Origin of the sequence: Pedobacter suwonensis (assembly GCF_044762335.1) — a bacterium.
GTDB lineage: Bacteria > Bacteroidota > Bacteroidia > Sphingobacteriales > Sphingobacteriaceae > Pedobacter.
The window spans coordinates 1-26260 of record NZ_JBIWEB010000020.1 but is presented as its reverse complement, the minus strand read 5'-3'; the positions used below and the strand labels follow the sequence as shown (position 1 = coordinate 26260).

The window sequence follows — 26260 nt, the reverse complement described above, 5'->3', positions numbered from 1 at the left end:
TGCACTAATATCCCCGCTTGCGCTGGAATGACGACTGATGTAAAACCTGTAAAGAAAAATATGACCTACATTTTTGATGGTTCGCTACAAGGACTTTTAACAGCCGTTTTTGAATGGTTTGAACGCAAACCAGGCAAAGTGATGCTCAAATCAACCGAAATGTTCCAGCCGGAAGCTTTTGCAGAAAGTTTTACGGTAATTACAGATGGAGCCAAGGCCGACCGTGTTTGGGCCGGACTTCAGAAAAAATTGAAGAAAGACTGGCTCCGCAAATTTTATTGCAGCTATCTATCCGAAATTCCCGAAGCTTACAATCATCTTTTTCAATTTTCAATTTACATTTTTAGCCATGCTTCAGGTGCAGAAAGCAATTATGGAAACGAGCATATAATTGCCCTTTCTAAATATGCTAAAAGCGTAGAACGGGAAAAACACCGGATGGAGGCCTTTATCCGCTTTCAGAAAATCGGAGACGGGATATTTTATGCAGGTATCGATCCTGATTTTAATGTGCTACCTTTAATATCCAATCATTTTAAGAACCGGTATGCCGACCAACAATGGGTTATTTATGATTTAAAACGGAAATATGGTTTGCATTATAATTTAACCTCGGTTGAAGAAATTACGATCAGTTTTACCAATGGAATAAACAAACAGAGTCCGGCAACAATTTTAATGGATGATAGCGAAGCTCTGTATGCAACGCTCTGGAAAGATTATTTCAAAAGCGCCAATATTATAGCCCGTAAAAATACTAAACTGCATGTGCAACATGTACCCAAAAGGTATTGGAAATATTTAACTGAAAAGGAACTATAGATAGGATTATACTATTATTAATGCCGATTTAAGCAATGCGTGATCTCCTGCCTCATCGAACGACAGATTAGCTAAAAGCCGTAACAAACTGCCATGCTGACACACCCATAAACCATTAGCATGAAAAGATTGACAGTTTGGTGAAAATTTGTCCCTGAAAATCACTTGGCATAAAAAGTGTTAATTGTATGCATAGTTAAAAATTCAAATCAAAATAAAAAATAATAAAAGTTATGGCGTTAAACCTTAAACCAATTGCTGGCAGTTCGAACAGAGTAATCGTTGAACCGGCTGCAGCTGAAGAAAAAACTGCATCAGGTTTGTATATCCCTGATACTGCAAAAGAAAAACCATCTAAAGGAACTGTAGTTTCTGTTTCTGAAGAAGATTCTGAAGGTAAAAAAGCGAGCGTAAAAGTTGGCGATGTTGTAATTTATGGTAAATATGGTGGTACAGAGTTCCCTTATGAAGGTAAAGATTACCTGATCATGCGCGAAACCGATATTTACGCTGTTGTTGGGTAGATCAATTGAAATACTGTAACGTTGAATGTTACAATGTTGTATAAACCGGATGGATTGAAACATTTCAACCTTCCAACATTAAAACTTTAAAAACAAAATTTAAAATGTCTAAACAAGTAAAATATAACGTAGAAGCACGCGACGCCCTGAAAAGAGGTGTTGATATTCTTGCAAATGCAGTAAAAGTAACCTTAGGTCCAAAAGGACGTAACGTAATTATCGATAAAAAATTCGGATCACCAGCAATTACCAAAGATGGTGTTACGGTAGCGAAAGAAATCGAATTAAAAGACGCGGTTGAGAACATGGGGGCTCAAATGGTTAAAGAAGTAGCATCTAAAACAGCTGATATTGCGGGTGATGGTACTACTACTGCAACTGTATTGGCTCAGGCAATTATTACTACTGGTATTAAAAACGTTGCAGCTGGTGCAAACCCAATGGATTTAAAACGTGGTATCGATAAAGCGGTTGCTGCTGTTGTGGAAAATTTGAAAACACAATCACAAACTGTAGGTGAAGACAATAATAAAATTAAGCAAGTTGCGTCTATCTCTGCTAACAACGATGAAGTAATCGGTGCTTTAATTGCTGAGGCAATGGGTAAAGTTGGTAAAGATGGTGTAATTACTGTTGAAGAAGCAAAAGGTACTGAAACTGAAGTTAAAACAGTTGAAGGTATGCAATTTGACAGAGGTTACTTATCTCCATATTTTGTTACGAATGCAGATAAAATGGAAGCTGAATTAGACAGCCCTTACATTTTAATCTACGACAAAAAAATCAGCAACATGAAAGAATTGTTGCCGGTTTTAGAAAAAACTGTTCAAACAGGTAAACCATTAGTAATCATTGCTGAAGATTTAGATGGAGAAGCTTTAGCTACATTGGTAGTAAACAAAATCCGTGGGTCATTGAAAGTTGTGGCTGTTAAAGCTCCAGGATTTGGCGACAGAAGAAAAGCAATGTTAGAAGACATCGCGATCTTAACCGGAGGTACTGTTATTTCTGAAGAAAGAGGTTACAAATTAGAAAACGCTGATTTAACTTACCTAGGTTCTGCAGAGAAAGTTGTTGTTGATAAAGACAATACGACTGTAATTAACGGTTCAGGCAACACAGACGATATTAAAGCACGTGTTAACCAGATTAAAGCGCAAATTGAAACTACTACATCTGATTACGATAAAGAAAAATTACAGGAGCGTTTAGCTAAATTAGCTGGCGGTGTTGCAGTACTTTATGTTGGTGCAGCCAGTGAGGTTGAAATGAAAGAGAAAAAAGATCGTGTTGATGATGCTTTACATGCAACCCGTGCGGCTGTAGAAGAAGGTATTGTTGCAGGTGGTGGTGTGGCTTTCATCCGCGCCGTAGCTTCTATTGCTGATTTAAAAGGTGTTAACGAAGACGAAAACACAGGTATTCAGATTATCCGCCGTGCTATTGAAGAACCATTACGTCAAATTTGCGAAAACGCTGGTATTGAAGGTTCAATTGTAGTACAAAAAGTTAAGGAAGGTACTGCTGATTTTGGCTATAATGCACGTACCGGTGCTTACGAAAACTTAATTGGCGCTGGTGTTATCGATCCTACCAAAGTAAGTCGTGTAGCTTTAGAAAATGCGGCATCAATTGCAGCTATGTTATTAACTACAGAAGTTGTTTTAGCAGACGAACCTGAAGAAGGTGGTGCTCCAATGCCTCCAATGGGCGGCGGCGGTATGGGTGGTATGATGTAATACCATTCTATTGCAGCGAAATAATTTCGTGTAAAAAAAACCCTCCGGTTATAATAACCAGAGGGTTTTTTTATGCCTTATTATATCAAAAAGACGCTTTATTGCTCTTGCACCTTCAGCTCTAGCATTTTTGGTGTAAAATTTTGGAGATGTAAGGCAAAAACTACTTACTTTAATGCGAATATTTATTGATGTGTCTTAGGCCTAGTACTCATTTATGACATTGGTTAAATCAGGTAGTTAATGAAATCTTCCGGAACGCAATAAAATCAATCCTTATTATTAAATGTCTATGAAGATTCGTTGTAAAAGGAAATGGCTTTCTTTTGTCCTGTTTTTTTGGACATTTTTATCCACGTCGAACGTTTTTGCTCAGGTAACTATCGGACAGGTAGATCCGGGACCATATACCCCAGGCAGCACCATTGCTGTTCCATTTAAAGTGCCAACAAGCTGCATAGCCCAAGGCAACCAATTTCAGCTCTACTTATCAGATCCGAATGGAAATTTCGCCACAGAAACCCTTATAGGAAATTATGCAGGTTTTTATAGCACTTACATAAATGGGCTGCTTCCCAATACCCTAACGGCGGGTACGGGCTACCGGGTTCGGGTAAAAACAACCATCCCCGCTACAACGAGCATTGCCTCTTCGCCTTTTGAAGTAAAGGCGGGCGCTGCGGTAGAAGCAAAATTAACATCTACTCTATTAAATGAGAATGTGAATAATGAAACATTCGGTAACTGCACCAGCAGAGCCAACAATACTTTTTCACTAAGGAACGAATCTACTGCAAACACCTCGGTAACTGCAACAATTACCGATGAAATGAGTGGCTCTGCATCAGCCACTATTTCTTTTGCTTCACCTCTACAAACCTTTACGGCGCAGCAATCACATTATACCATTTATACAAAAGCAGTAATGCCCGATGGAACAGTTGCTACCAAGGCTTATCTTTTGATCAATAACAAAGCGATTACAGCTTTTGCTAATTCAGGAAATGACGTATTATGTCTCCCATCTGCTACTTTTAAATTTAATGTTGATGTAACTTCTGCCTCGGGCATACAAAACAACTTCCCGGGTGATATTTATACCATCGCTTGGGGAGATCAAACCACTACAACCTATACGCTCTGCGAAATTATTAATAACAATGGCTTAGTTGAACACCTCTACAAACGCTCCTCCTGCGGCAGTGTTTCCAGCTCCAGCTCGGGAACAATTTATAATGCTTTTGATGTATCCATCAAAGTGTCGAATGCATTTTGCCCAACGATGGGCACACCAGTTTCTTCTTCGGCTAAAGTGGTGACAAAACCAGTAAACTCGTTTACTTTCACTAGCCCGGGTTGCACCAATGCCAATATTGTATTTACCAATACCTCTGTTTTGGGCGAAAATCCAAACACCAACACCGCAGCCTGCGCACCAAACAATGTAACTTATAACTGGTATGTAGACGGTGTACTTAAAGAGGCAGACAAACCAAAATCTTACAACTTTCAACATGTTTTTACCAGTCATGGCGAGCATGTTATTCGATTGGAGTCAAAAAATATCACCGGTGAATGCGACGCTGATCCTGTAGAAATGAAAATATGCATTCAGGATCCTCCCAAACCGGATTTTAGTTTACCGTCAAATACAATTTGTGCCGGAACAACATTAAAAGCAACTGATCTTTCAATTTTCGATAATATCTGCGACGCCGCTAACACGTATTCATGGTCTGTAAGTCCGGCTGTAGATTTCGCAGGAGGCACAAGCGCTGCAAGCAAAGAACCTGTATTCAGCTTTCCTACGGCAGGGACATATACCATCACCTTAAGTACCGCTACTCCGTCTTGCGGTATAATTACCAGCCCGCCACAAACTGTTGTAGTAAACGAAGGTCCAAAGGCCACACTTTCGCCCGATATTACGCTCTGCAACCTGGCCACTTACGATTTTAACAATACCACCACGGGACCCACGCAAACTTTACTTACAGGTACTACACAAGATCTACCCGATACTTATACCTGGACAGTTCTTCCCTCGGGAGCTGGAACTTATAGCTTTACAGGTGGTACAACTGCCAATTCAAAGTATCCATCGATAAAATTCGATAGCTACGACTCTTATACCGTAAAAGTTGTTCATAAAAACAACTGCGGCACGGCCGAAGATACCCAGGTATTAACTTTCAGTACCGCTCCTATAGTTGATGCCGGCCCAGACCAAAACATCTGCTTTAATGATCCAAGCTTTACTTTAGGCGGCACCATAAACGGAACTACAACCACACAAACATGGATTGGGGGTGAAGGTCAATTTAATCCAAGTAGAAACGACCTGAACGCAACCTACACCCCTACTGCTGCCGAAAAAGCAGCTGGTATGGTTACCTTAACATTAAGGGTTACCACCGCATTGGCTGCTCCGTGCAACCAGATCGATGATGAGATCATCCTAAAAATCAGACCGGATATTAGCTTAACAAGTAGTGCAAGCAAAACCATTTGTACAGGGAATAGTGTGGCTTATACCCCAACCTCCGCAGTTCCAGGTGTTACCTATACCTGGACGGCCACAGGAACAGCATCTGCCACAGGCTACACGACTACAACCGGAACAGGTGATATTAATGATGTATTGACTAATAACGATATCAATGCAGATGCCAACGTTACCTATACCATCACACCTCATTTGGACGGATGCAATGGCAAACCTTTTTCACTGCTCGTTGTAATTAAACCAAATCCTATTGCAACCGCAGCGGCAGCAAAATCAACAATCTGTACCGGCACTTCATCTGCCATCACTTTATCAGCAAATCTAGCAGGCATAAATTATACTTATACCAGTACAGTTACAGGTGCAATAACGGGTAATAGCGAAAGAGCGACGGCATCTGCAGATACCGGGATTAATGATATTTTAACCAATTCGGGTACCACATCAGGTACAGTAACTTATACCATCAGCCCAATATCTACAAACGGCTGTCCCGGCACACCCACAATCATTACCATTACTGTTTTACCCAATGCAACACCAGCCAATGCGGGCCCGGATGAAGCAGTATGCAATGCCACATCTTACGCCTTAAAAGGAAACAGTCCGGTAGTGGGAACAGGTAAATGGACCGTGGTTTCTGCACCAACAACTGTAACATTCGCTGATGACACGCAGCATAATACAACAATCTCTGGATTACAGGCTGGAAACAGCTATACTTTAAAATGGACGATAAACGATACCAATTGCTCCACATCAAGCGATGATGTACAGATTACCGTAAATCCAATCAGTGTTGGTGGCACAACAACAGGCGATGTAAATGTGTGTGCGGGTGCAAACGGTGGAAATATCAATTTAAACGGGCAGGTTGGCAACATTATCCGCTGGGAAAGCTCCATAGATAATGGGACAAACTGGTCGACCATTACTTCAAATGCAAATCCCTATGTCTTTTCTAACCTTTCCACTACCACGCAGTATCGTACGGTAGTACAAAGTGGCAGTTGTGCAGAAGCCGTATCAACGGTAACTACCATCACGGTTAATCCTGGCACAGTTGTAGCAAATGCCGGCTCAGACCAAAGCTTATGCAGTGGCAATGGCATCACATTAGCCGGCAACGATCCATTGTCCAATAGTGGTATGTGGACACTGGTATCTGCACAAACTGGCGTGACCATCATTGAGCCCACACGTAGAAATACTGATGTGACGGGCCTTGTACCTGGTCAGACCTATACTTTCAGGTGGACGATTACTGGCTTTAGTGGTTGCCCCCCTTCTACCGATGATGTGGTCATCACTTATTATTCGCCGGTTACCAATAACATTTCCGCATCTGCAGCTCCGGTTTGTGCCGAACAAACGATCACTATTACAGGCGATAAACCAACCGGAGGTACAGGAACATTTGCCTACCAATGGCAAAGCAGTGCCGATGGCAATACATGGGCCAACATCCCATCGGCTATTAATAAGGACTTAACCACAACAGCCACAGTTTCTACTTATTTCAGGAGATTGGTTAACAGCACCATTTGTACTTCGATCAGCAATTCGGTACAGGTTACCGTTTTACCAGGGCTAACCAACAATACCATTTCTGCCGATCAAAACATTTGTGTAGGCACAGCTGCTGCAACATTAACAGGCTCTACACCCAGCGGCGGTAGCGGAACTTACACCTATCAATGGCAATCAAGCCTAAATGGAACTGCCTGGAGTGATGTACTGGGCGCTAACAATATAAACTTTACCCCGCCAACACCAACAGTGAGCATTTATTACCGCCGATCGGTAGCCAGTGGCGTTTGTAGCAACATTTTAAGCAACCAAATTAAGATAACGGTAAACCCAAATGCAAAAGCCGAAATAACCTACAATACTAAAACAGGTTGTGCTCCTTTTAAACTCGACGCTAACAATATTGCTGCAATCTTATATCCTGATAGAAACAATACTTATACCTGGTTTGCCAATAATGTACAAATCGGAGTAGGGCCAACATTTCCAGGTTATACCATTGCAAATGGAAACGAAAGTGTGACCATAAAACTTGTTGTTACCAGTAGCCTGGGTTGTACTTCAGATGAAAAAAGCGAGGTATTCAGCACTTTTCCTGTTGTTACCCCAGCGTTTACACAAAGCGTAACAGAAGGTTGCGGACCTCTTAGCGTTACTTTTACCAATACCACCAGTCCGCTTAATAGTGCCACCTATACGTGGGATTTTGGTAATGGACAATCTTCTAACCTCGCGCAACCTGCAGCAATAACTTTTCTGGCTGACCCTACCGGGAAAGATAAAACCTATAAAATTACGCTAACCACAACCTTACCATGCGGTCCGGCTGTGGTTACATCGGCAACGGTTATTGTACATGCCAAACCTGTTGCTATATTCTCGCCTGATAAAACAAGAGGATGCGCTGATCTCCTTGTTACTTTTGTAAATAACAGCCCGGAAAGTGCAGGCACAACATATACCTACGATTTTGGTGATGGCACTTCGTCAGGCCCCCTAACAGATAGAAGAACAATAAGTCATACCTTCAAAACGCCTGTAGTAAAGGATTTTACGGTAACCATGACCGCTAAAAGCAGTTGCGGCGAGGCAAATGCGATCCCAGTAATCATCAGGGTTTCACCGAATGATATCACTCCAGGACTCGTAGTAAACGGTAACGAGAAGGTTGGTTGCGTACCATTTACCGTTAACTTCATCAATAATACACGCGGCGCAAGCAATTTTACCTACACATTTACGAATGACGATACGGGCGAAATCAGCACAGCGTATTCCAATACTACAGGTGTTTTTCCAAAAACTTTCGACAAGCCCGGGAAATACACCATTAGATTAGATGCAGAAAACGACTGCTCAAAAAGCTCAATAAGCGAAACCGTTACAATCCTGCCGCAACCAACTGCTGGTTTTATCGCCGATAAAACAATTAGCTGTTCTAATCTTACCGTTAACTTTAAAAATACCAGCGTTGGTGCAGTTGCCTATGTATGGGATTTTGGTGACGGTTCGCCAACCTCGACAGATTTTGAGCCACAGCATACCTACACCGGTTCAGGTGTAAACTATAAGGTTACCCTTACGGCCATCAATAGCCAGCGCTGCCAAAACACATTAAGCTTGACTGATTATATTCAGCTTGTAGCTCCTCCTGTTGCTACGTTCGTAGTAGTTCCAGGCAATGAACTTTCCGCTCCAAACTATAGCTTTGGCTTTAAAGATACCAGTACAGGAGCGGTAAGCTGGGAATGGTCTTTTGGCGATGGAACTACATCTACCTTGCAAAACCCTAACCATACTTATGCCAACGAAGGCACTTATACAGTAGCCTTAAAAGTATTAAATAAGGAAAACTGTTCAGCTAACACATTTCAATCAGTAAGGATTATTAGTGTACCTGGCAACTTAAGTATTCCTAACTCTTTTATGCCGGCGAGCGCTAAAAATGAAATTAAAACCTTTATGGCCAAAGGTCGCGGCATTAAAGAATGGAACATGTCTATTTTCAACAAATGGGGCAAGTTAATCTGGGAAACACGCAAACTGGATGATGGTGCTCCTGTAGAAGGTTGGGATGGAACTTATAATGGCCAGGATCAGCCGCAGGGTATTTATTACTGGAAAGTTGACGTAAAATTTATTAATGGAAGCGATTGGAGAGGCATAAGCCACGATTCATCTCCTCCGAAAAAAACAGGTGTAATATATTTAATCAGATAGATAATGAGGAGAAGGATAATCATAATTTTATTTTGGTTACTGCCAATTGTTTCATGGGCACAAGACCATATTTACTCTCAGTTTTATAATGCGCCAATTTACTTAAATCCGGCACTTACAGGGCAGTTTGAAGGCGACATCAGGTTTAATGCGCTTTACCGTAACCAATGGACAGGCTTGGCCAGTGATTATTCGTACATGTCTGCTTCCGGAGATCTTAACCTGAGCAGCCTAAACAGTGGCGTTGGAATTATTTTTAACCGCAGCAGCGAAGGAACCGCCTACCTGGTGAAGAACAACATTGCCTTAAGCTATTCCTATATCATCGGAGGAGACGATTTTGCCCTATCATTTGGATTACAGGCAGGCATTACCAACCAAAAGCTAAATTGGGATAAACTCGTATTTGGCGATCAGATCGATGTCATTGGCTATATTCCGGGCAGTATTTCGGGTGCAGAAAGGCCAAGTGTAGATAGCCGATATTATTTCGATTCAAATGCGGGCGCCAATCTCGTGGTCGGAAAATTCATGATGGGATTAGCCATGCATCACCTTAATCGTCCGGATGAATCTTTATCTGGTTTTCAGGCTAAGTTACCCATGCGCATATCGAGTAATTTAAGTTACAAATTAACCTTGGTGCCGGATGAGTACGACCGGGATGGAAATTACCTTATCCCATCCATTATTGCTTATAAACAAGGTAACATTAAATCGTTTAGCGCGGGCATGCAATATAAGTATGCAAGTATAAATGCAGGCATCTGGTACCGCAATGATGGCAGTTCGAACGGAAATGATGCAATTGTATTTTCGGTAATCTTCGATATTTTTAACCGCAGAACCAATGGTGAAAAATTCAGGCTAGGCATCAGTCACGATGCTACAACTTCAAAAATTAATTATAGCAATACAGGAGGAACATCCGAAATTGGTGTAGGTTACGAAAAATATTTTCCAAATAGTTCAAACGGTGGCCGCGCAAACGGACTGAGATGTTATGATTTTTATTAATTTGCCGTTGATAACAAAAGGCGATGAATGAAATTATAGATCAAAACCATTTCATTACCCAAAGTGAAATCAATAAATTTTTATTGGCAACTCTACTTTGCGGTATAATTGGAGCAGAACGCGAATATAGAAGTAAATCTGCCGGATTAAAAACCATGATGATGATTGGTTTAGGCGCCACCCTGTTTACTATTTTATCCATCAAAATAGGCCCTACCAGCCAGGATAGGATTGCTTCAAATATTGTTACAGGCATTGGCTTTCTCGGTGCTGGGGTAATTTTTAAGGAAGAAAACCGCGTGAAAGGATTAACTACGGCTTGTATCATCTGGATTGTGGCGGCCATTGGCATGGCGGTAGGTTCTGGTTATTACGAACAGGCGATCGGTGTGACCGGTGTGGTAATGCTGGCTTTGATTATCTTCCCTTTTTTAGAAGAAATAGGAGACCGGCGCTTTACCAAACGCATCTACCGCATCGTTAAAAAACAGCATACAAACAGCGATTTAGAGAGTTACGAAGAAGTTTTTAAGGAGAGTAAACTGAAACCCCAGCGTGGCAAGCATCAGTTGGTCAATAACATCATTACCGGAAACTGGACGGCTACCGGCACACCGCAAAACCACCAGAAATTCGTAGAGCGGATGTTAAAAGACGATGATATTATTGAGTTTGATTTTTAACCGAATCAAACAGATCAACCCTTTGCGTTTGTAAGGACAGTTTTTTCTCGTCAACCACCATCGTGTCCGACAAGCGATCGTGCCATGGATCACAAGGACTGCTGAGGCCGCTAATGGCATTAAAAGGAATTACACGGATCATATTCCGAGTAAATGCTTTTGCGAAATTGATCTCACTACCATCCAGGTTTACAGCTTTAGTTCCGGTGATCAGCTTTCCGATTGATTTTCCACGTGAAACAGCTTCTATTAAACACATGAAAAAGCCATAAACAACCATCACAACCAACCTGTTTATAAGATCATTGATTCCGTCTAAAATTCCAGAAAATAAAATGCCGATACAGATGTAAACGCCAAAAAGAATGACGTAAAAAACAATTAAATCGATGATATAATTTGCAAGTCTTTTGCCCGAGCTGGCACGGCAGTAGCTTAAATCAATTTCTTGATAATGATTGTTTAAGTCCATTTTTGAAGCGTTTGGATTAGATTGTTCTAAAGTAAAATATTTCGGTATTCAGTCAAAATAAATTTAGCCGAAATCATAAAACAATCATAGCTTTGTATAACTAACTTTCATCATGATTAAGGAACAAATCTCGGTTTTCGATATTTTTAAAATTGGTATCGGACCATCCAGTTCACATACTTTAGGTCCGTGGCGGGCTGCCCAGCAGTTTACAGCTTCCCTTACACAGCAAAACCTGATTAACAAGGTTAAAGGTATCAAGATATTGCTATATGGCTCTCTTGCAAAAACGGGTAAAGGCCATGGAACTGATGTGGCCATTCTATTGGGTTTAACAGGCGCCGATCCGGTTACGTTTGATGTAGATGCGGTTACCCCTACCTTCGAAAGTATCCAAAGAGATAAAAAATTAAATCTTGCTGATCAATTAATTATTGATTTTGATTACGATCAAGATCTGCTTTTCCTTTTTGCCGAAAGTTTACCCTTCCATCCTAATGCGGTAACTTTTCAGGCATTTTTAAAAGATGGAAAAGCCTTTTCAGAAACTTATTACTCCATAGGCGGCGGCTTTGTGGTAAAAGAAGGCGAAGACAATAGCAAAAAAGTTCAGGTAGACCTTCCCTTTCCTGTAGATAAAGCAAAAGATCTTTTACATTGGTGTTTATCTACCGGTTTAAAGGTGAGCGAAATTGTGATGGAAAACGAACTGGCCTGGCGTACCGAAGCGGAGACAAAAAAAGGCATTTTACAGCACTTTGCCGTAATGCGCGACTGTATTTATCGTGGATGCCATACCACAGGATTTTTACCGGGAGGTTTAAATGTAGCCAGACGGGCATTTCCACTAAATAAGCGATTAATTGGCAAAAATGAATATTCAGATTATACTGGCTGGGTAACAGCCATCAGAAAAGGCGGAAACGGCTTTAATTATATTTTAGATTGGGTAAGCTGTTTTGCATTAGCCGTTAATGAAGAAAATGCTTCGTTTGGCCGTGTGGTAACTGCACCTACAAATGGTGCCGCAGGTGTAATCCCTGCAGTATTACAATATTTTATCACCTTTTGTGATGGTTATAGCGAAGAAAAAATCATCCAGTTTGTTGCCTGTGCTTCAGAAATTGGTAGTATTTTTAAAAAAGGGGCAACAATTTCAGCCGCTATGGGTGGATGTCAGGCCGAAATCGGCGTTTCTTCCGCCATGGCTGCGGCAGCCCTAACCGAGTGTTTAGGTGGTTCGCAACGTCAGGTCTTAATGGCCGCAGAAATTGCTATGGAACATCACCTGGGCTTAACCTGCGATCCGATTGGAGGTCTGGTACAGATTCCTTGCATCGAAAGAAATACAATGGGAGCCATTAAAGCAATTACCGCCAGCCAATTGGCACTACAAAGTAATCCTGACAAGGCAAAGGTAAGTTTAGATGCCGTAGTAAACACCATGTGGGAAACGGCTTTAGATATGAATGCGAAATACAAAGAAACCTCTGATGGCGGGTTAGCAACGAACATCCCAATCAGTTTACCAGAATGTTAATTCAACATTGTTGCAATAAAATGACCGATGTTATTGATTTATTACAAAAACTCTTGGTACTAAATCGACAAGTATTTTTACATTCGCTCAATTATTAATTATTCATAAAAAATGATCAACTACACCAAAATCAGTGTGATTGGTTTGGCTTTGTCGTTATCTATATCGGCGACTTATGCGCAAGACAATCTCGTTAATTCGTTAAAAAACAACCAAAGTGAAAACAGTGCAGCTTCTTTTAAATTTACAGAAGTTATTAACCTGGCCAATACCCCGGTTCAAAATCAGGGGTCTTCAGGTACGTGCTGGAGCTATTCTACCAACTCATTTTTAGAATCAGAAATGATCAAAGCGGGCAAGCAGCCTGTAACCCTATCTCCGCTTTTTTCGGCCCGTAATGCTTATGTAGAAAAAGGTAAAAATTACGTGCGCATGCATGGTGCGGTTTCATTAGGAGATGGCGGTGCTTTGCACGATGTAATCAACATGTACAGAAAATATGGTGCAGTTCCACAAGAAGTATACACCGGGTTAAACTATGGTACTAAAATCAATAAAACTGCAGAACTTGGCGATATTGAAAAAGGCGTTTTAGAAGCTGTCGTAAAAAATGCAAACGGAGAATTGACACCAAACTGGTTAAAGGCTTATACAGGTGTAATTGATGCTTATTTAGGCACTGTGCCAGAAAACTTTACTTATAATGGCAAAAAGTACACCCCAAAAACTTTCGCTCAGGAAGTGGTGGGCTTAAATCCAGATAACTATGTAGAACTTTCATCGTTCAATGACCATCCTTTTTATAGCAAATTTACCCTATTGGTGCCTGATAACTGGTCTTTCGATCAGGTTTATAATGTAAAAGTGAATGAACTAACAGACATTATTGATAACGCTTTGAAAGGTGGTTATACAGTAGCCTGGGCTACAGATGTTAGCGAAAAAAACTTCAGCTGGAAAAATGGTGTAGCCTTTGTACCGCAAACGCCTTTCGCTGAAATGACTGCAAAACAAAAAGCAGAAATGTTTAATGGTCCGCAACCGGAGATGGAAATTACGCAGGAAAACCGTCAGCTTGCTTTCGATAACTATCAAACAACTGATGATCATGGTATGCACATTGTTGGTTTAGCTAAAGATCAGACCGGAAAAGAATATTATATCGTTAAAAACTCCTGGGGTGCCAGCAACGATTACAAAGGATATTTATACGTAACTAAAAACTATGTGAAATATAAAACAACAGCAATTTTATTAAACAAAGCAGGTATGCCATCTGCAATTGCCAAGAAATTAGCTTTGTAATTCAATCAAAATCATTTAAGGAGCCGCAGAAGAAATTTTGCGGCTTTTTTGTTAACCACAGAGTTCACCGAGTTTTACACAGAGGAACACTGAGAAACCCTGTGAAGTAGCCTACTTCTCTCACTTTGACGTCTATAATAAATTAGAGTTTCTATCTGTGTCCATCCTTTCTATCTGTGGTTAAAATATATAAACCTCTGTGATCTTCGTGCCTTTTCTCTTCAGCCTCTGTGGTAAAAAAGTAAATATTAAACTACCCCTGAATAATTCAGCACCAGCCACCATAAACCCGTGGTAATAAACGAGAGCAATATCCCGATCCCCACCACCAAATTGGAAAGTTTTGGATTAAGATTGTACTGATCGGCTACTACGCCTGCCGTTAATAAAGTAGGCATGGCCATCTCGAAAATGGTTATTCTTGTAATGGTGCCACTCATTCCTAAAATTATTGCAACCAGCATCACCACCAAAGGGGCTAAAATCAGTTTATATAATAAAGCAAAACTAATATGTTTCCATTCACTAAACCAACCTCCAAACTTTAACTGTAAACCTATTGAAAATAAAGCCAGTGGGCCAACTGTAGCTGCTAGCTTTTCGAATAATGGATCTAGTGACGTAATATCTATGAAACCCGGCAGCGTTAGCGCCAGCACACAGCCAATAAGCGGCGGAAAGGTTAATACCTTTTTCAACACCATTTTTGCGCTTAATTCTTGATTTTGTGACGACCGGATGGCCACAATAATGCCGATGGTAGATAGCAGCGTAAAAGTAACCTGATCGCAGATAATGGCGATACCCAATTCCTTTTCACTAAAATAGGCTACAATTAAAGGGAAACCCACAAATGAAGTATTGCTTAAAGAACTGGTTAATTTTAAACCTCCGGAGCTTGCTTTGCTGATATTCCGGATGTGGCTGTAAACGGTGATGAATAACCATCCAAATAGCCAGATACAAACAGGAGCCAAAGCTGGAAAAAGCAGGTCTTTGGTCCAGGCAATGTGTGGCAGGTATTTAAATGAAACTGCTGGCAGCGCAACGTAAATAATCCAGGCATTGATGCCTTTGTGTGCATCTTTGGGCAACGATTTACTTTTTCTGAAAAGAATGCCCGCCAAAATGCATAAACCGATGAGAATAAAATTTGCCATTTAATAGCGCAAAAATAATCTATAAAAGAAAAACGCCAATAAGAACAGTCTTATGGCGTTTTAGATACTTTAAACTGAGGGTTTCGGCTTTTTCTTTTTGTGCCAAACCTTTTTCTTTCCTTTATGCGGCGCCTTTTTTTCCTCTACATGTGTAATTTCTATTGCAGCTATACTTTCTGGCAGTGGCATACGCGGAACCGCTTTCTCAATTAACTGTTCAATATTATCAAACTTGCGCTTATCCCTTCCGTTAACCAACGTAATGGCTGTACCTTTTGTTGCCGCTCTTGCGGTACGGCCTATACGGTGTACGTAATCTGCAGGGTCTCCAGGAACATCATAATTGATCACCAGATCGATTCCCTCTACATCAATACCGCGCGACAATACATCCGTTCCGATCAAAATAGGCAATCTACGGTTTTTAAAGGCCAAGAGAATATCTTCGCGTTCTTTTTGCCCCAAATCGGAGTGAAAAGCTTCAGCCTTAATGCCTAAACCCTTAAAAGCTTTATACAATGCCTTTACCTTTTCTTTTGTGGAGGCAAAAATAATACTACTCTTGTATTGGTCGCTTTTGAAAATTTCCGTTAATAAAGCCTGTTTTTGCTGATCATGAATGTTATAGGCCTGTTGATCAATCCCTTCAGCCGGTTTAGCAATTGAAATGGTAATCTGTTTCGGTTCGTGCAATATCTTACCTGCCATGGTCCTTATCTTCGGTGCCATTGTAGCGGAGAACAAAAGCGTTTGCCTTTTCTTCGGCAGATAGCTAATGATGCGGATAATATCATCGTAAAAGCCCATATCCAACATCCTATCTGCTTCATCCAAAATCAAATGCTGTAAATGTTCCAGTTTTAATACACCTGAAGATAGATGTGCCATTAACCTCCCCGGAGTGGCAATAATAATATCTACACCTTCGCGCATCGAGCGTTTTTGCTGTTCGTAAGCAATACCATCTCCCCCACCGTAAACCGCCAATGAACTGATATTGGTAAAATAAGCTAAGGCTTCTACCTGTAAATCAATTTGTTGCGCAAGTTCTCTGGTTGGCGCCAAAATTAAGGTATTGTTGTGTCTAACAGCAGCTTTACTGATTTTATCCATTACGGGCAAGAGGTAGCTGGCCGTTTTTCCTGTACCCGTTTGCGCGCAGGCAATCAGATCATGATGATCTAAAATTACCGGAATGGCCTGTTCTTGTATTGGAGTCGCGCTTTTATACCCCATGGCCATTAAGCCTTCGTATAAATCGGGGTTGAAATTAAAGTCGTTAAAATTCAATCTATTGTGTTTATGTCTTTTAGCAAAAGTACCTTAAAATACCGCCAATAACAAACCTACATTTAATTTCTGCCTTCTTAATTACAACCAGGCATGATCTGGTAATTTCTTATCTCCGTTTCAGCAAACAAAATAGCCCCAATTGTGCTAAACAATCGGGGCCTGAAATTATAATAGACGAAACTTAGTCTACCAGAATATCTTTCTCCGGTGTATTCGTTTCGGGGTTTTTAGGTAGGGTAACCTTTAAAATTCCATCAGTGTAACTGGCCGAGATATTTTCGACCAAAACTTTTCCGTTTAAGCTGAAAGCCCTTTCGAAAGTGCCGTTGCTATATTCTCTACGATTATACTTTTTACTGGAATCGGCATCTTCTTTAGGTTGGTAAGAAATGGTCAATATGTCATCCTTGGTTACTACCTTTAAGTTTTCTTTTACCAAAGCAGGCGCAAAAAGCTCAATAATAAAGCTACTTTCGGTTTCTTCTATATTGGCAGGTACCTTTCTAAAGCCCTGATTAAACATGCTATGTTTGTGTTGACCAAATGGACCGCCAGAGTGTCCGCTAAACCTGTTAGCTCCCCGGGCAAAACGGCCATGCATCTTGTCTGAATGGCATCTATGTTCGTTGTACATTTTATTTATGTTAATTGTTTATTATTCTGTTAATTCGTCGGCCTGAGCCAATATTAATGGCAGGCTATCTGTTCTGTTTTCGGGATATCCAACAACCGTGTAATGATATTTGCATATGGATAAGAGGGTGAGAAAACGGCATAATCAAATTTCAAGCCCCTTAACTGAACCAAAATGTCATCGATAAATTTCATCGGTTCCAGCAATGCACTGATCAATCCTGATTTAGGATTTTCTTCATTAAGAGCCCTGCTTGCCCGAAAAATATTCAACTCCTGATTATAAGCCTTAAAGTCTGCGCCGATTTGTTCTATAGGCTCCTTAAATTCATCTGAACTGAAGAAAGTGACTTGCTCTCCCTTAGTAATCATTTCATTTGCCATACCCAAAATCGGATTAACATCGGCTTGAGATGGATCGCTTAAAAAAAGTATTTTTGACATCAGCTTATCTATCTAAATTATTTGTACTATCTGTCTGGACGATGGTATCGGCCATTGGCATGCGATGATGGCTGAAGCTACGCTTGCTGTGTTGCCCGTGATTACAATCCCCATGGTAATGCCTGTTTTTAAAATCTAACCGATCTCGGTATCCATATTGAACAGCCAGTGCATTTAAGCTGTAAAAAGTTCCTGCGGCAACAGCCAATGCCAGTAATATTCTAAATGTTCTCATGGCGGTTAATCATTTATATTAATGTGGTTAACTATTCCGTTACCTTGTACATTTGGCCTGTACCATTGGTTATCGATTGGCACAATCGGACTGTAATGATTCTCGAAACCGTTATATCGGCTGTGGAAATAATGACGTCTTCTACTGGTAAATGTCCTGAACATTAAACCGATCAGCATAATGGCCAATATAAATTTAAACACCAATGGGGTGAAGAAAGCAACCGCTCCAAGTACTATCCCGAATCCTATCGTTTTTATTATTTTTTTCATCTGTTGTATATGTTTTTATTTGTGATCAAGCTATCATGATTTTTCTGGTTATTTTGGCTTTTGAAAATCATGATGGTTTCATTTTATTATAATTATCAAACGTTGTAACCGATTCGCGTTAAGCGATTTGATATACAAATACTGTTGTTTTGGTTAATTATTTAGGAAGACGGAGCAGCTTTGTTTTTACTTTAAATTATTTTGATTTTTTATTAGGTATTTTATCATCCGGAATGCGATGAAGGATCTTTTTAGTAGATTAACTCGTTGGTCGGAAAGACACCAACAAATAGAGTAAGTAGAAAGTCGTTATTAGTATGACGGTTAAAAAAATCGCCTTCATTTCGACTGAAGCGCAGTCCCGAACGTTCGGGCGAGAAATCTGTCTTGATAGATCTATATACTCCGCGTTTCTGCGGTCGAGGACGGTTCACGGAAAGGCTTTCCAGATGTTCAAAATAACGGAGAAATAGATAAAACAAAAAGCCCCGAATTTATTTCGAGGCTTTCAAACTATTCTTTATTGCGGTAGTGGCCCCATCCGCCACATCTCCGCTTATACTCATCTTTAAATTTTGCCCGTTCCTCTTCGTTCATTGAATCCCATTTAGCACGCATCTTTTGCGCACGCTCACGGAAGCCGCCTCCCCGGTGTCCTCCTTTATTAAAATTTCCGAACAGTATTCTACAAAGCACAAGCAAACCGAGGGCCTGCCAATAACTCAATCGCCCCGTGTGGGCAACTTCCGGCAAAATCGAGTTCCACAAATACATAACTACATAACCCAGAATAGCTGCAATAAGCACCGCTACAGGGAAAAAGAACATGAATTTCTTACCACGATTAAAATTTCTATTCATCATGTCTGTAAATTTAATAGTTAATAAACTCCTGATATAAATTTTGTAAACGGTTACGCAGGTGTTTTACCGCATAACCTTTTCTTGATATTAATGTTTTGATGTTTTCGCCGCTTTCATCGGCCAGTTCCTGAAAAGTACGTTCCTCCAATTCATTCTGAACAAATACATAGCGCTGATTTTCAGGTAATTCCTGCAGAGCCAAAAACAATTGGTCCCAGAACAGCTTCTTTAAACTTTCTTCCTCCGGCGAGTAAGCCTCCGCCAGTAAAATTTCTTTAAAATTAATTTCTCCATCTTCGCCTTCAAAGCTGAAGTCTTCCAACGATTCTTCCTTTTGCTTGCGGTATTTATCGGTAATCTTATTTCTCGCTACCCGATACAGCCAACCGCTAATCTGCTCAATGGCCCCAGCTTCTGGCTGATTGCTGAGTTGAAACCAAACATCCTGTAAAATATCTTCCGCATCCTCATCCGTATTCACCCGGCCGCGGATGAAACTAAATAAGCGCTTACCATAATTGGCAACCGTTGAAATGATATTTTGAGGTTCGTTTGTTGGCACTAAATTTCGCTTGATAACCCAGTAAACGGATGAAACTCAATATTACTTTAAATTTCTTTAATTTTTTGTGCAACCGTTTAAGTGTAGTATTGGAAATGCGTCGCGCAAAATCAACAGGCTAAAAAACTGCGGGTACAGAAAATAAGTGATATCTTTTTTTGAAAAGAAACAGAGAAAGCTCTTGACTGCCGGCAGCCCCGCTTTTCATTTCAAGTCCGCACTCGTTCCTCGTTTACGGGCTTTTCATTACATCAGATAGCTGTCGGATCGGGTTTAGGCACAAAGCTAGTGAACATTTTACCGCTGAAATGAAATGTTATTTTTGCCACTTAGCCCTGGGTGAAGCGGTACCCTGAAAGACGCAGGAACGGAGTCTGAAGTGTATAAGCGGAACACGGGAACCAACTTATTTTCTTGTACTGGCATTGCGCTCCAAAAAAACTAACCATCAATTTCTATGCAGCCTTAAGAAGGTTTCCGACACATGTGGCAACACTAAGATTTCGTAAGTCTCTCCTACTCCGATCTGGTCTTAACATCTCGCTTAGACCTTAAACCTAACATAGCGAACTATCCGCCAGGGCTTGTGTCCTCATGAAAATACACTAAACTAATTCTTTTTCCTGTCTGCGTATCCAAATACCTTTTGGAGCAATGTGGTGCTTCTTGAACTCAGGTTACTTCTGATTTTCAACTCTTCCTTGGCTATTTCAATAAACAAGCCATCAATCGCTTTCTGCGTAACATATTCGGTTAAGTTAGTATTAACCGGCTTTACTAAGGGCAAGCGATTGTATTGCGTTGTTAAATCACTATAATATTTAGTGGCATTTACTTTATTCAAGCTAGCCGCTACAATCGGGCTAAACTTCTGCATTAATTGAGTAGTAGTTACCCTTTTAAAATATTCGGTGGCTGCATCTTTGCTACCCAAAAGAATATTTGTTGCATCGGTTAAGGTCATCTGTTTAATGGCCGATATAAAAATAGGTTTTGCTTCGGTAGCGGCATCTTCAGCAGCACGGTTTAAACTTACAATTACATTATCACACAGTTTGTTCAAACCTATGCTACGCAATGTTCTTTCAACCTTTTGCGCTTCAGGAGGCATCAGTATTTTAACGGCCAGATTGCCTAAAAAGCCATCTTTAACCGAAAGCCTGTCTGCACCGGCAGAAACACCGATCTGTAGCGCTTCTTTAATTCCCTGTCCGATTTCGAAAGTGGATGGTGTTCCGGTAGCGGCTGTTGTGGTACCTTGCTTCCCGGTAACCTTTTTAAATATATCGCTCAGTTTAATCTGTGCGCCAGCATTTAGGCTTGTTAATAATATTAATACCAGGGCTGCAGATACAACATTAATTTTTTTCATTCATGATGAGTTTATCTTTTATGCTTAGCAAATCTTTGGCCATTAATTTCGCAGATTTTACTATGCTTAAAAATTCTGAGCGATACCCCTCTTTGTCTTTACCTTTTGCTGTTTCTGCCAAAGCGATTACCTGCTCAAAACTAGCCTTTTGTTTGAATGCTGAACCTTTTAAAATCATACCAAATTCGGCAACTGCAGCAGCAAACCTGAAATTATCGCTTGTTGAATCAATGCCTGATGTATTGGTGGTTACTGCTTTCATCAATAACCTACTTCTACCACCAGAAGGTTCTTTATAACGAAGTTTAATGGTAAGCAGTTCATTTGAGTTGCGGGTGTTTGACGGCATTATTTTTTGATATTTCAAATCGTCTACACTTGTTGTAAAGCTGTCTTTAACTCCTGTCGGAATAATTTCGTAGAGTGCAGTAACACTATGGCCTGAGCCTATTTCGCCGGCGTCCTTTTCATCGTTATTAAAATCTTCTTTAGCAAGGAGCCTGTTTTCATATCCAATTAAACGGTAAGCCTGAACCTCAGCCGGATTAAATTCAATTTGTAATTTAACATCTTTGGCTACTGTAAATAAGGTTCCGCCAAACTCATTTACCAATACTTTTCGTGCTTCAGTTAAATTATCAATGTAGGCGTAATTACCGTTTCCTTTATCGGCAAGTATTTCCATTTTACTATCCTTATAGTTACCCATACCGTAACCCAAAACGGTTAAAAATACACCACTTTTTCTCTTGCTTTCAATCAGTTTTTCCATATCCGAATCACTGCTTGCCCCAACATTAAAGTCACCATCGGTAGCTAAAATTACCCGGTTGTTTCCCCCTTTAATAAAGTTTTCTGAAGCAATTTTGTAGGCAAGCTCAATGCCCTGTCCACCGGCGGTAGAACCGCCGGCGCTTAATTTATCAAGGGCATCTTTAATCCTGATTTTTTCATTTCCATGTGTTGCAGGTAAAACCACGCCAGAATTTCCGGCATAAACCACAATTGCAACTTTATCTTTTTCTCTAAGCTGATTTGTTAGTAATTTGAATGAGGAAACCAATAAGGGCAGTTTATTAGCCGCATTCATTGAACCGGAAACATCAATCAGAAAAACTAAATTGGATGCCGGTAACTTTTCAGTCGCAACAGTTTTAGCCTGTAAACCAATTTGCACCAGTTTATGGGTGTTGTTCCAGGGCGCAGGGGCCATTTCGGTGATGATATGAACAGGATCTTTGCCTTTTGGTAGCTCATAGTCGTAATCAAAATAGTTGATCATTTCCTCAATCCTAACCGCATCCGTTTCGGGCAGGCTACCTCCGTTGATGAACCGCCTTACATTGCTATACGATGCCGCGTCAACATCAATTGAAAAGGTAGACAATGGGTCGTTTTTTGCTTTATGGAAGGTATTTTCAGTAATACCTTTATAACTTTCTTCGCTTCTGTACGCCATACCTTTTTTCCCATGCGAAACCATTACTCCCGCAACTTTTCCGGCTAAAAACCGATTGGAAAGCACAGCAATAGATGACGTCGTCATACTTTTTGGTTGCATTCCATAACCAACAACCGCTACCTCATTTAAAGTAGTCGTATCTGCAACCATTATGATGTTTATCGTTTTGCGTTTTCCAATTTTTATGGTTTGGGGCTTATAACCAATGTATAAGATCTTGAGCTCCGTATCTTTCTCAGTTACCTGGATGCTGTATCTGCCTTTCAAATCAGCGGCAACCACCTGTTTACTATAATTTGTAGTAACTGATGCCCCCGGTAAAATAGATGTTGCATCAGTAATTACACCGGTAATCGTTCGGCCATCAAACTGTTTAAAACTCATCAGCAAAAAAATTGCAATAAGAGAGAATAGAAGCTTTTTCATAGTCTTAATTTTTTAAGGATGATGTAGTTCTTCAGGGTTTTCCATATCGATACTCAGAAATATTTTTTATACTTGGAAGATAATTCGAAATAGCGACCATTTTTGAGGTTTATAAAAAACACAGCTGGAAATGCCCAGCACGACGATGCTAAATTAATTGCCGATTATAAAAATACGGGCAATTTGGACGCGTTGGGTACGCTTTACAATAAGTATATGCATTTGGTGTTCGGGGTTTGCCTAAACTACTTTAAAGATGAAGAGCAAAGCAAGGATGCGGTGATGCAGATTTTTGAAGAACTGGTAACAAAGTTAAAAGTACATGAAGTACAGAACTTTAAGAGCTGGCTTCATGTTTTAACGCGCAACCATTGTTTAATGGCCTTACGAAAATCGGCAAAGCAAAATAATGTTTCCATAGACGATACTTTTGTGGAAAATACTGATTTTGTGCATCTTGATATTGACAACACAAAAGAAACGCAGCTTACCATTATGGAAAAGTGTATGGAAACTTTGCCTGAAGAACAGCGAAAAAGCGTAGATTTATTTTATTTACAAGAAAAATGCTATAAAGAAGTAGCCGATATTACGGGTTACGATATGCTTAAAGTGAAGAGTTACATCCAAAATGGCAAGCGGAATTTAAAGATTTGTATAGAGAAAAACAGTAGTGAATAACGATTGGTTAGATATTGATGTACTGGAAGATTACCTGGATGGTAAACTTGATGCCAAGGCTATGCATTTTGTAGAAAAACAGGCGCTGGACGATCCTTTTGTTGCCGAGGCGTTGGAAGGTCTAAAGCAATCGCCGAAACGCAGACAGACGCTGTCTCTTTTACAAAAACAACTCTATGATCGCGTATCAGAAAAGCCTGTAAAGCGCAAGCTTTGGAGCGTTACTACCCAGAGGTTAAGTATTGCCGCAACTGCAACTGTAGCTTTTATTGCGGTAAGTATCTTATTCTTTATGCGCGAAACCAACCGCAGGAATGCAGAACTCGCTTCACATAAAAAGGAAGGGGTAATGGTTCACTTAGATAGTACCACGGGCATAGCTTCTGCCCAATCAAAAGCTAAAGCAGAGACCATTACCCGGATCGCTACTCAAAGAGCTTTGATTGATAAAGCAATTACAGCTTCAAAAACAGTAGATCTTGCAAAAAACACCAAAACTAATATTGTTTCGAAGACTGCAGCAGCACCAATTACCGAAGTAAAAGCGGCCAAAATCGCATCTGATAATAGTCGCACAAAAGCAATGAGCCGTGTAAGCCTTAACGATTACAAATCGGGCGGAGTGATGTTAAATGAGGTTGCGTTGGCAGCAGAACCGGCAGTAGGCTCGAACAAAATTGCATTTAGTGGTAATGTGGTAAACCAAAGTGACGGACAGCCTGTTCAGGGAGCAGTGGTAAAGTTAGCCGGCTCTAAAAATGTAACGGCTACTGATGCCAAAGGCTATTTTTATTTACCTGCTGACAGCAATGCTAAAGATAAGGACTTACTGATTAATGCTATCGGCTTTAAGGAATTACCTGTAGCTGGTCTGCAGGATCCTAATGCGATCCGAAATGCATTGAGTGGCGATAAATCATTGAATGAGATTGCGTTGATTACAGGTTCGAACGGGCGTAAAAAAGAAAACATTGCCGCGCCAAAAATTACATTGCGTGCAGAACAAAACCTGGATGGAAAATCGGCCGATGAAATTACGAAGCCCATTCCGGTTTCTACCGTTAACTATAACCAGTACTTAGTACACAACAATAAACTTTATAATCCTAAAGGACCGGAGCAATTTGTGATTTTGAGTTTCAAAGTTAAAAGCAACGGACGGCCAACCAATATCACGGTTATAAAATCGCTGAATAAAAAAGCTGATGCAGAAGCGAAACGGTTGATTCAGGAAGGTCCGGATTGGGTATTGCCTAAAAAAGGCACGGATTCGGTAGAGATCAGCGTTAAATTTTAGGTTCCTTCAGCCGCCAAGTACGCAAAAAATACACTGAGATTAAGGAGATAGGCGTACAAATACTATTATAATTCTTCAAATTTACGTGTAGAACTCAATGGCTTCTTTATTAAAAAGCATCATTCATGTACAGAACAGCATATTCTAAAGCAGGCAATCAAGATGAAATTCTTGAATTTATGCAACAAAATAACTTTATCACACTCATTGGTTTTGATGGCGAGTATCCGGTTGTTACGCAGGTACCGGTTCAAACCATAACCGATGGCGACTCAATCAAACTTATCGGCCACATTATGACGAAAACCGATCATTGTATGGCCTTTGAGCAAAATCCAAACGTAATGGCTGTTTTTACTGGTGCGCATGCTTATATCAGTGCTTCAGTTTACGAAAAACCAGCTTCAGTATCTACCTGGAATTATAAAACGGTTCAGGCCAAAGGCAAAATCAGGCTGATGAATCCGGAAGAAACTTACCAGGTGATCAAAGAACTGACGGATCATTATGAGCACCCTGAAACAAGTCCTGCTGCATTTAATAAAATGGATGAAGCATATATCCAGAAGCATTTAAAAGCAATTACAGGATTCGAGGTTTCGGTAAAGCATCTCGACCATGTTTTTAAAATGAGCCAGAACCATTCCACAAAAAATCAGGAAAGTATTGTAGCGAACCTGGAAAAAAGTGAAGATCCGGTTGCAAAAGAAGTAGCGAAGGAAATGAAGGGGAATTTCTAAAACATCACCTGTTTTTTACCACAGCGTGCGCAGAGAAAATATGCAGAGGATACGGAGTGGCTTTTAGTCAGTCTGAGCGGAGTTGAAGACTTGCCACGAAAACACAGATTATCACAGCGTATTTTACTTATAGCGCGCTCCCCAAAGTTCGGGATTGTGACTACATCTGATAGCTATCTGATCATGATGACCTTCTCTCTGTTGCTCCTTGCAAACTCAATTCCCTCTGTGGTAAAACAAAACATCGCTTTGCGAAAACTTAGCGTTCTTTGCGGTAAAAAAGATATCGAGTAGGAAGATAGGGATTATTTCCCTATCTGTCCTCTCACACCACCGTACGTACCGATCGGTATACGGCGGTTTGCTAGAATAACTTCGTTTGGTGTGTCGTTTTCCAATAGTAATAATTAGCGAATCCATCTAGTCCAAGGCCAATAAAGAACTTTTTGTCGAGGGTTGTA

Annotated in this window: 22 protein-coding genes; 11 read left to right on the top strand and 11 right to left on the bottom strand. The window is 40.4% G+C overall.

Features of this window, described 5'->3' with window-relative positions; genetic code table 11:
* Nucleotides 1–60 precede the first annotated feature (60 nt).
* From ACIQXP_RS21665 to ACIQXP_RS21640, 6 genes are all read left to right on the top strand, one after another.
* The gene (locus tag ACIQXP_RS21665) at nt 61–822 is read left to right on the top strand and encodes a TIGR03915 family putative DNA repair protein (RefSeq protein ID WP_387507781.1); all 762 of its coding nucleotides are present in this window, start codon (nt 61–63) and stop codon (nt 820–822) included.
* A 233-nt stretch (nt 823–1055) separates the two neighbouring features.
* Nucleotides 1056–1346 carry a co-chaperone GroES gene (locus ACIQXP_RS21660; protein ID WP_025141798.1) on the top strand — a complete coding sequence of 97 codons (291 nt, stop codon included), beginning with the start codon at nt 1056–1058 and terminating at the stop codon, nt 1344–1346.
* Between the two features lie 104 nt (nt 1347–1450).
* On the top strand, nt 1451–3085 hold the full coding sequence (gene groL, locus ACIQXP_RS21655) for a chaperonin GroEL (RefSeq protein ID WP_293742378.1): 1635 nt from the start codon (nt 1451–1453) through the stop codon (nt 3083–3085).
* A gap of 292 nt (nt 3086–3377) precedes the next feature.
* Nucleotides 3378–9341: a PKD domain-containing protein gene (locus tag ACIQXP_RS21650; RefSeq protein ID WP_293742379.1), complete on the top strand. Its 5964-nt coding sequence runs from the start codon at nt 3378–3380 to the stop codon at nt 9339–9341.
* Between the two features lie 3 nt (nt 9342–9344).
* Nucleotides 9345–10358, top strand: coding sequence for a PorP/SprF family type IX secretion system membrane protein (locus ACIQXP_RS21645; RefSeq protein WP_293742380.1), 1014 nt, complete (start codon nt 9345–9347; stop codon nt 10356–10358).
* 23 nt (nt 10359–10381) lie between these two features.
* On the top strand, nt 10382–11041 hold the full coding sequence (locus ACIQXP_RS21640; protein ID WP_293742381.1) for an MgtC/SapB family protein: 660 nt from the start codon (nt 10382–10384) through the stop codon (nt 11039–11041).
* Here the strand turns inward: ACIQXP_RS21640 and ACIQXP_RS21635 are convergent.
* Nucleotides 11022–11513 (bottom strand): RDD family protein, encoded by a 492-nt coding sequence (locus ACIQXP_RS21635; RefSeq protein WP_293742382.1) that lies wholly within the window; start codon nt 11511–11513, stop codon nt 11022–11024. The two genes, ACIQXP_RS21640 and ACIQXP_RS21635, sit on opposite strands and share 20 nt — an antisense overlap.
* A 112-nt stretch (nt 11514–11625) precedes the next feature.
* Here ACIQXP_RS21635 and ACIQXP_RS21630 point away from each other — a divergent pair, with 112 nt between their 5' ends.
* Nucleotides 11626–13053: an L-serine ammonia-lyase gene (locus ACIQXP_RS21630; RefSeq protein WP_293742383.1), complete on the top strand. Its 1428-nt coding sequence runs from the start codon at nt 11626–11628 to the stop codon at nt 13051–13053.
* 111 nt (nt 13054–13164) lie between these two features.
* Nucleotides 13165–14358 carry a C1 family peptidase gene (locus ACIQXP_RS21625; protein ID WP_293742384.1) on the top strand — a complete coding sequence of 398 codons (1194 nt, stop codon included), beginning with the start codon at nt 13165–13167 and terminating at the stop codon, nt 14356–14358.
* 248 nt (nt 14359–14606) lie between these two features.
* Here ACIQXP_RS21625 and ACIQXP_RS21620 read toward each other — a convergent pair whose 3' ends face one another.
* From ACIQXP_RS21620 to ACIQXP_RS21575, 10 genes are all read right to left on the bottom strand, one after another.
* Nucleotides 14607–15518 (bottom strand): AEC family transporter, encoded by a 912-nt coding sequence (locus ACIQXP_RS21620; RefSeq protein ID WP_293742385.1) that lies wholly within the window; start codon nt 15516–15518, stop codon nt 14607–14609.
* A 69-nt stretch (nt 15519–15587) separates the two neighbouring features.
* A complete protein-coding gene (locus ACIQXP_RS21615; RefSeq protein ID WP_293742386.1) occupies nt 15588–16808 on the bottom strand; it encodes a DEAD/DEAH box helicase in 1221 nt (406 codons plus the stop codon).
* A gap of 184 nt (nt 16809–16992) precedes the next feature.
* Entirely contained in the window at nt 16993–17445 is a 453-nt protein-coding gene (locus ACIQXP_RS21610; RefSeq protein ID WP_293742387.1) for an Hsp20/alpha crystallin family protein, read from the bottom strand.
* Between the two features lie 53 nt (nt 17446–17498).
* Complete coding sequence (locus tag ACIQXP_RS21605; protein ID WP_293742388.1) at nt 17499–17888, bottom strand: glycosyltransferase; 390 nt, start codon at nt 17886–17888, stop codon at nt 17499–17501.
* 4 nt (nt 17889–17892) lie between these two features.
* Nucleotides 17893–18123 (bottom strand): hypothetical protein, encoded by a 231-nt coding sequence (locus ACIQXP_RS21600; protein WP_293742389.1) that lies wholly within the window; start codon nt 18121–18123, stop codon nt 17893–17895.
* Nucleotides 18124–18128: 5 nt separating this feature from the next.
* A complete protein-coding gene (locus tag ACIQXP_RS21595) occupies nt 18129–18395 on the bottom strand; it encodes a hypothetical protein (protein WP_293742390.1) in 267 nt (88 codons plus the stop codon).
* Nucleotides 18396–18908: 513 nt separating this feature from the next.
* Nucleotides 18909–19259 (bottom strand): HMG-box domain-containing protein, encoded by a 351-nt coding sequence (locus tag ACIQXP_RS21590; protein ID WP_293742391.1) that lies wholly within the window; start codon nt 19257–19259, stop codon nt 18909–18911.
* A gap of 10 nt (nt 19260–19269) precedes the next feature.
* Nucleotides 19270–19821, bottom strand: a complete 552-nt coding sequence (locus ACIQXP_RS21585; RefSeq protein ID WP_090983535.1) for an RNA polymerase sigma factor — start codon at nt 19819–19821, stop codon at nt 19270–19272.
* 610 nt (nt 19822–20431) lie between these two features.
* Nucleotides 20432–21193 (bottom strand): DUF4197 domain-containing protein, encoded by a 762-nt coding sequence (locus ACIQXP_RS21580; RefSeq protein WP_293742392.1) that lies wholly within the window; start codon nt 21191–21193, stop codon nt 20432–20434.
* A complete protein-coding gene (locus tag ACIQXP_RS21575) occupies nt 21180–23081 on the bottom strand; it encodes a vWA domain-containing protein (protein WP_387507793.1) in 1902 nt (633 codons plus the stop codon). Before ACIQXP_RS21575 ends, ACIQXP_RS21580 begins: the two co-directional genes overlap by 14 nt.
* A 102-nt stretch (nt 23082–23183) precedes the next feature.
* On the opposite strand from ACIQXP_RS21575, the gene ACIQXP_RS21570 reads away from it, so the two are divergent.
* From ACIQXP_RS21570 to ACIQXP_RS21560, 3 genes are all read left to right on the top strand, one after another.
* Nucleotides 23184–23762 carry an RNA polymerase sigma factor gene (locus tag ACIQXP_RS21570; RefSeq protein ID WP_145857969.1) on the top strand — a complete coding sequence of 193 codons (579 nt, stop codon included), beginning with the start codon at nt 23184–23186 and terminating at the stop codon, nt 23760–23762.
* Nucleotides 23755–25059 carry a carboxypeptidase-like regulatory domain-containing protein gene (locus ACIQXP_RS21565; protein WP_387507797.1) on the top strand — a complete coding sequence of 435 codons (1305 nt, stop codon included), beginning with the start codon at nt 23755–23757 and terminating at the stop codon, nt 25057–25059. Before ACIQXP_RS21570 ends, ACIQXP_RS21565 begins: the two co-directional genes overlap by 8 nt.
* Nucleotides 25060–25184: 125 nt before the next feature.
* Nucleotides 25185–25799, top strand: coding sequence for an FMN-binding negative transcriptional regulator (locus ACIQXP_RS21560; RefSeq protein WP_387507800.1), 615 nt, complete (start codon nt 25185–25187; stop codon nt 25797–25799).
* Nucleotides 25800–26260: the final 461 nt, after the last annotated feature.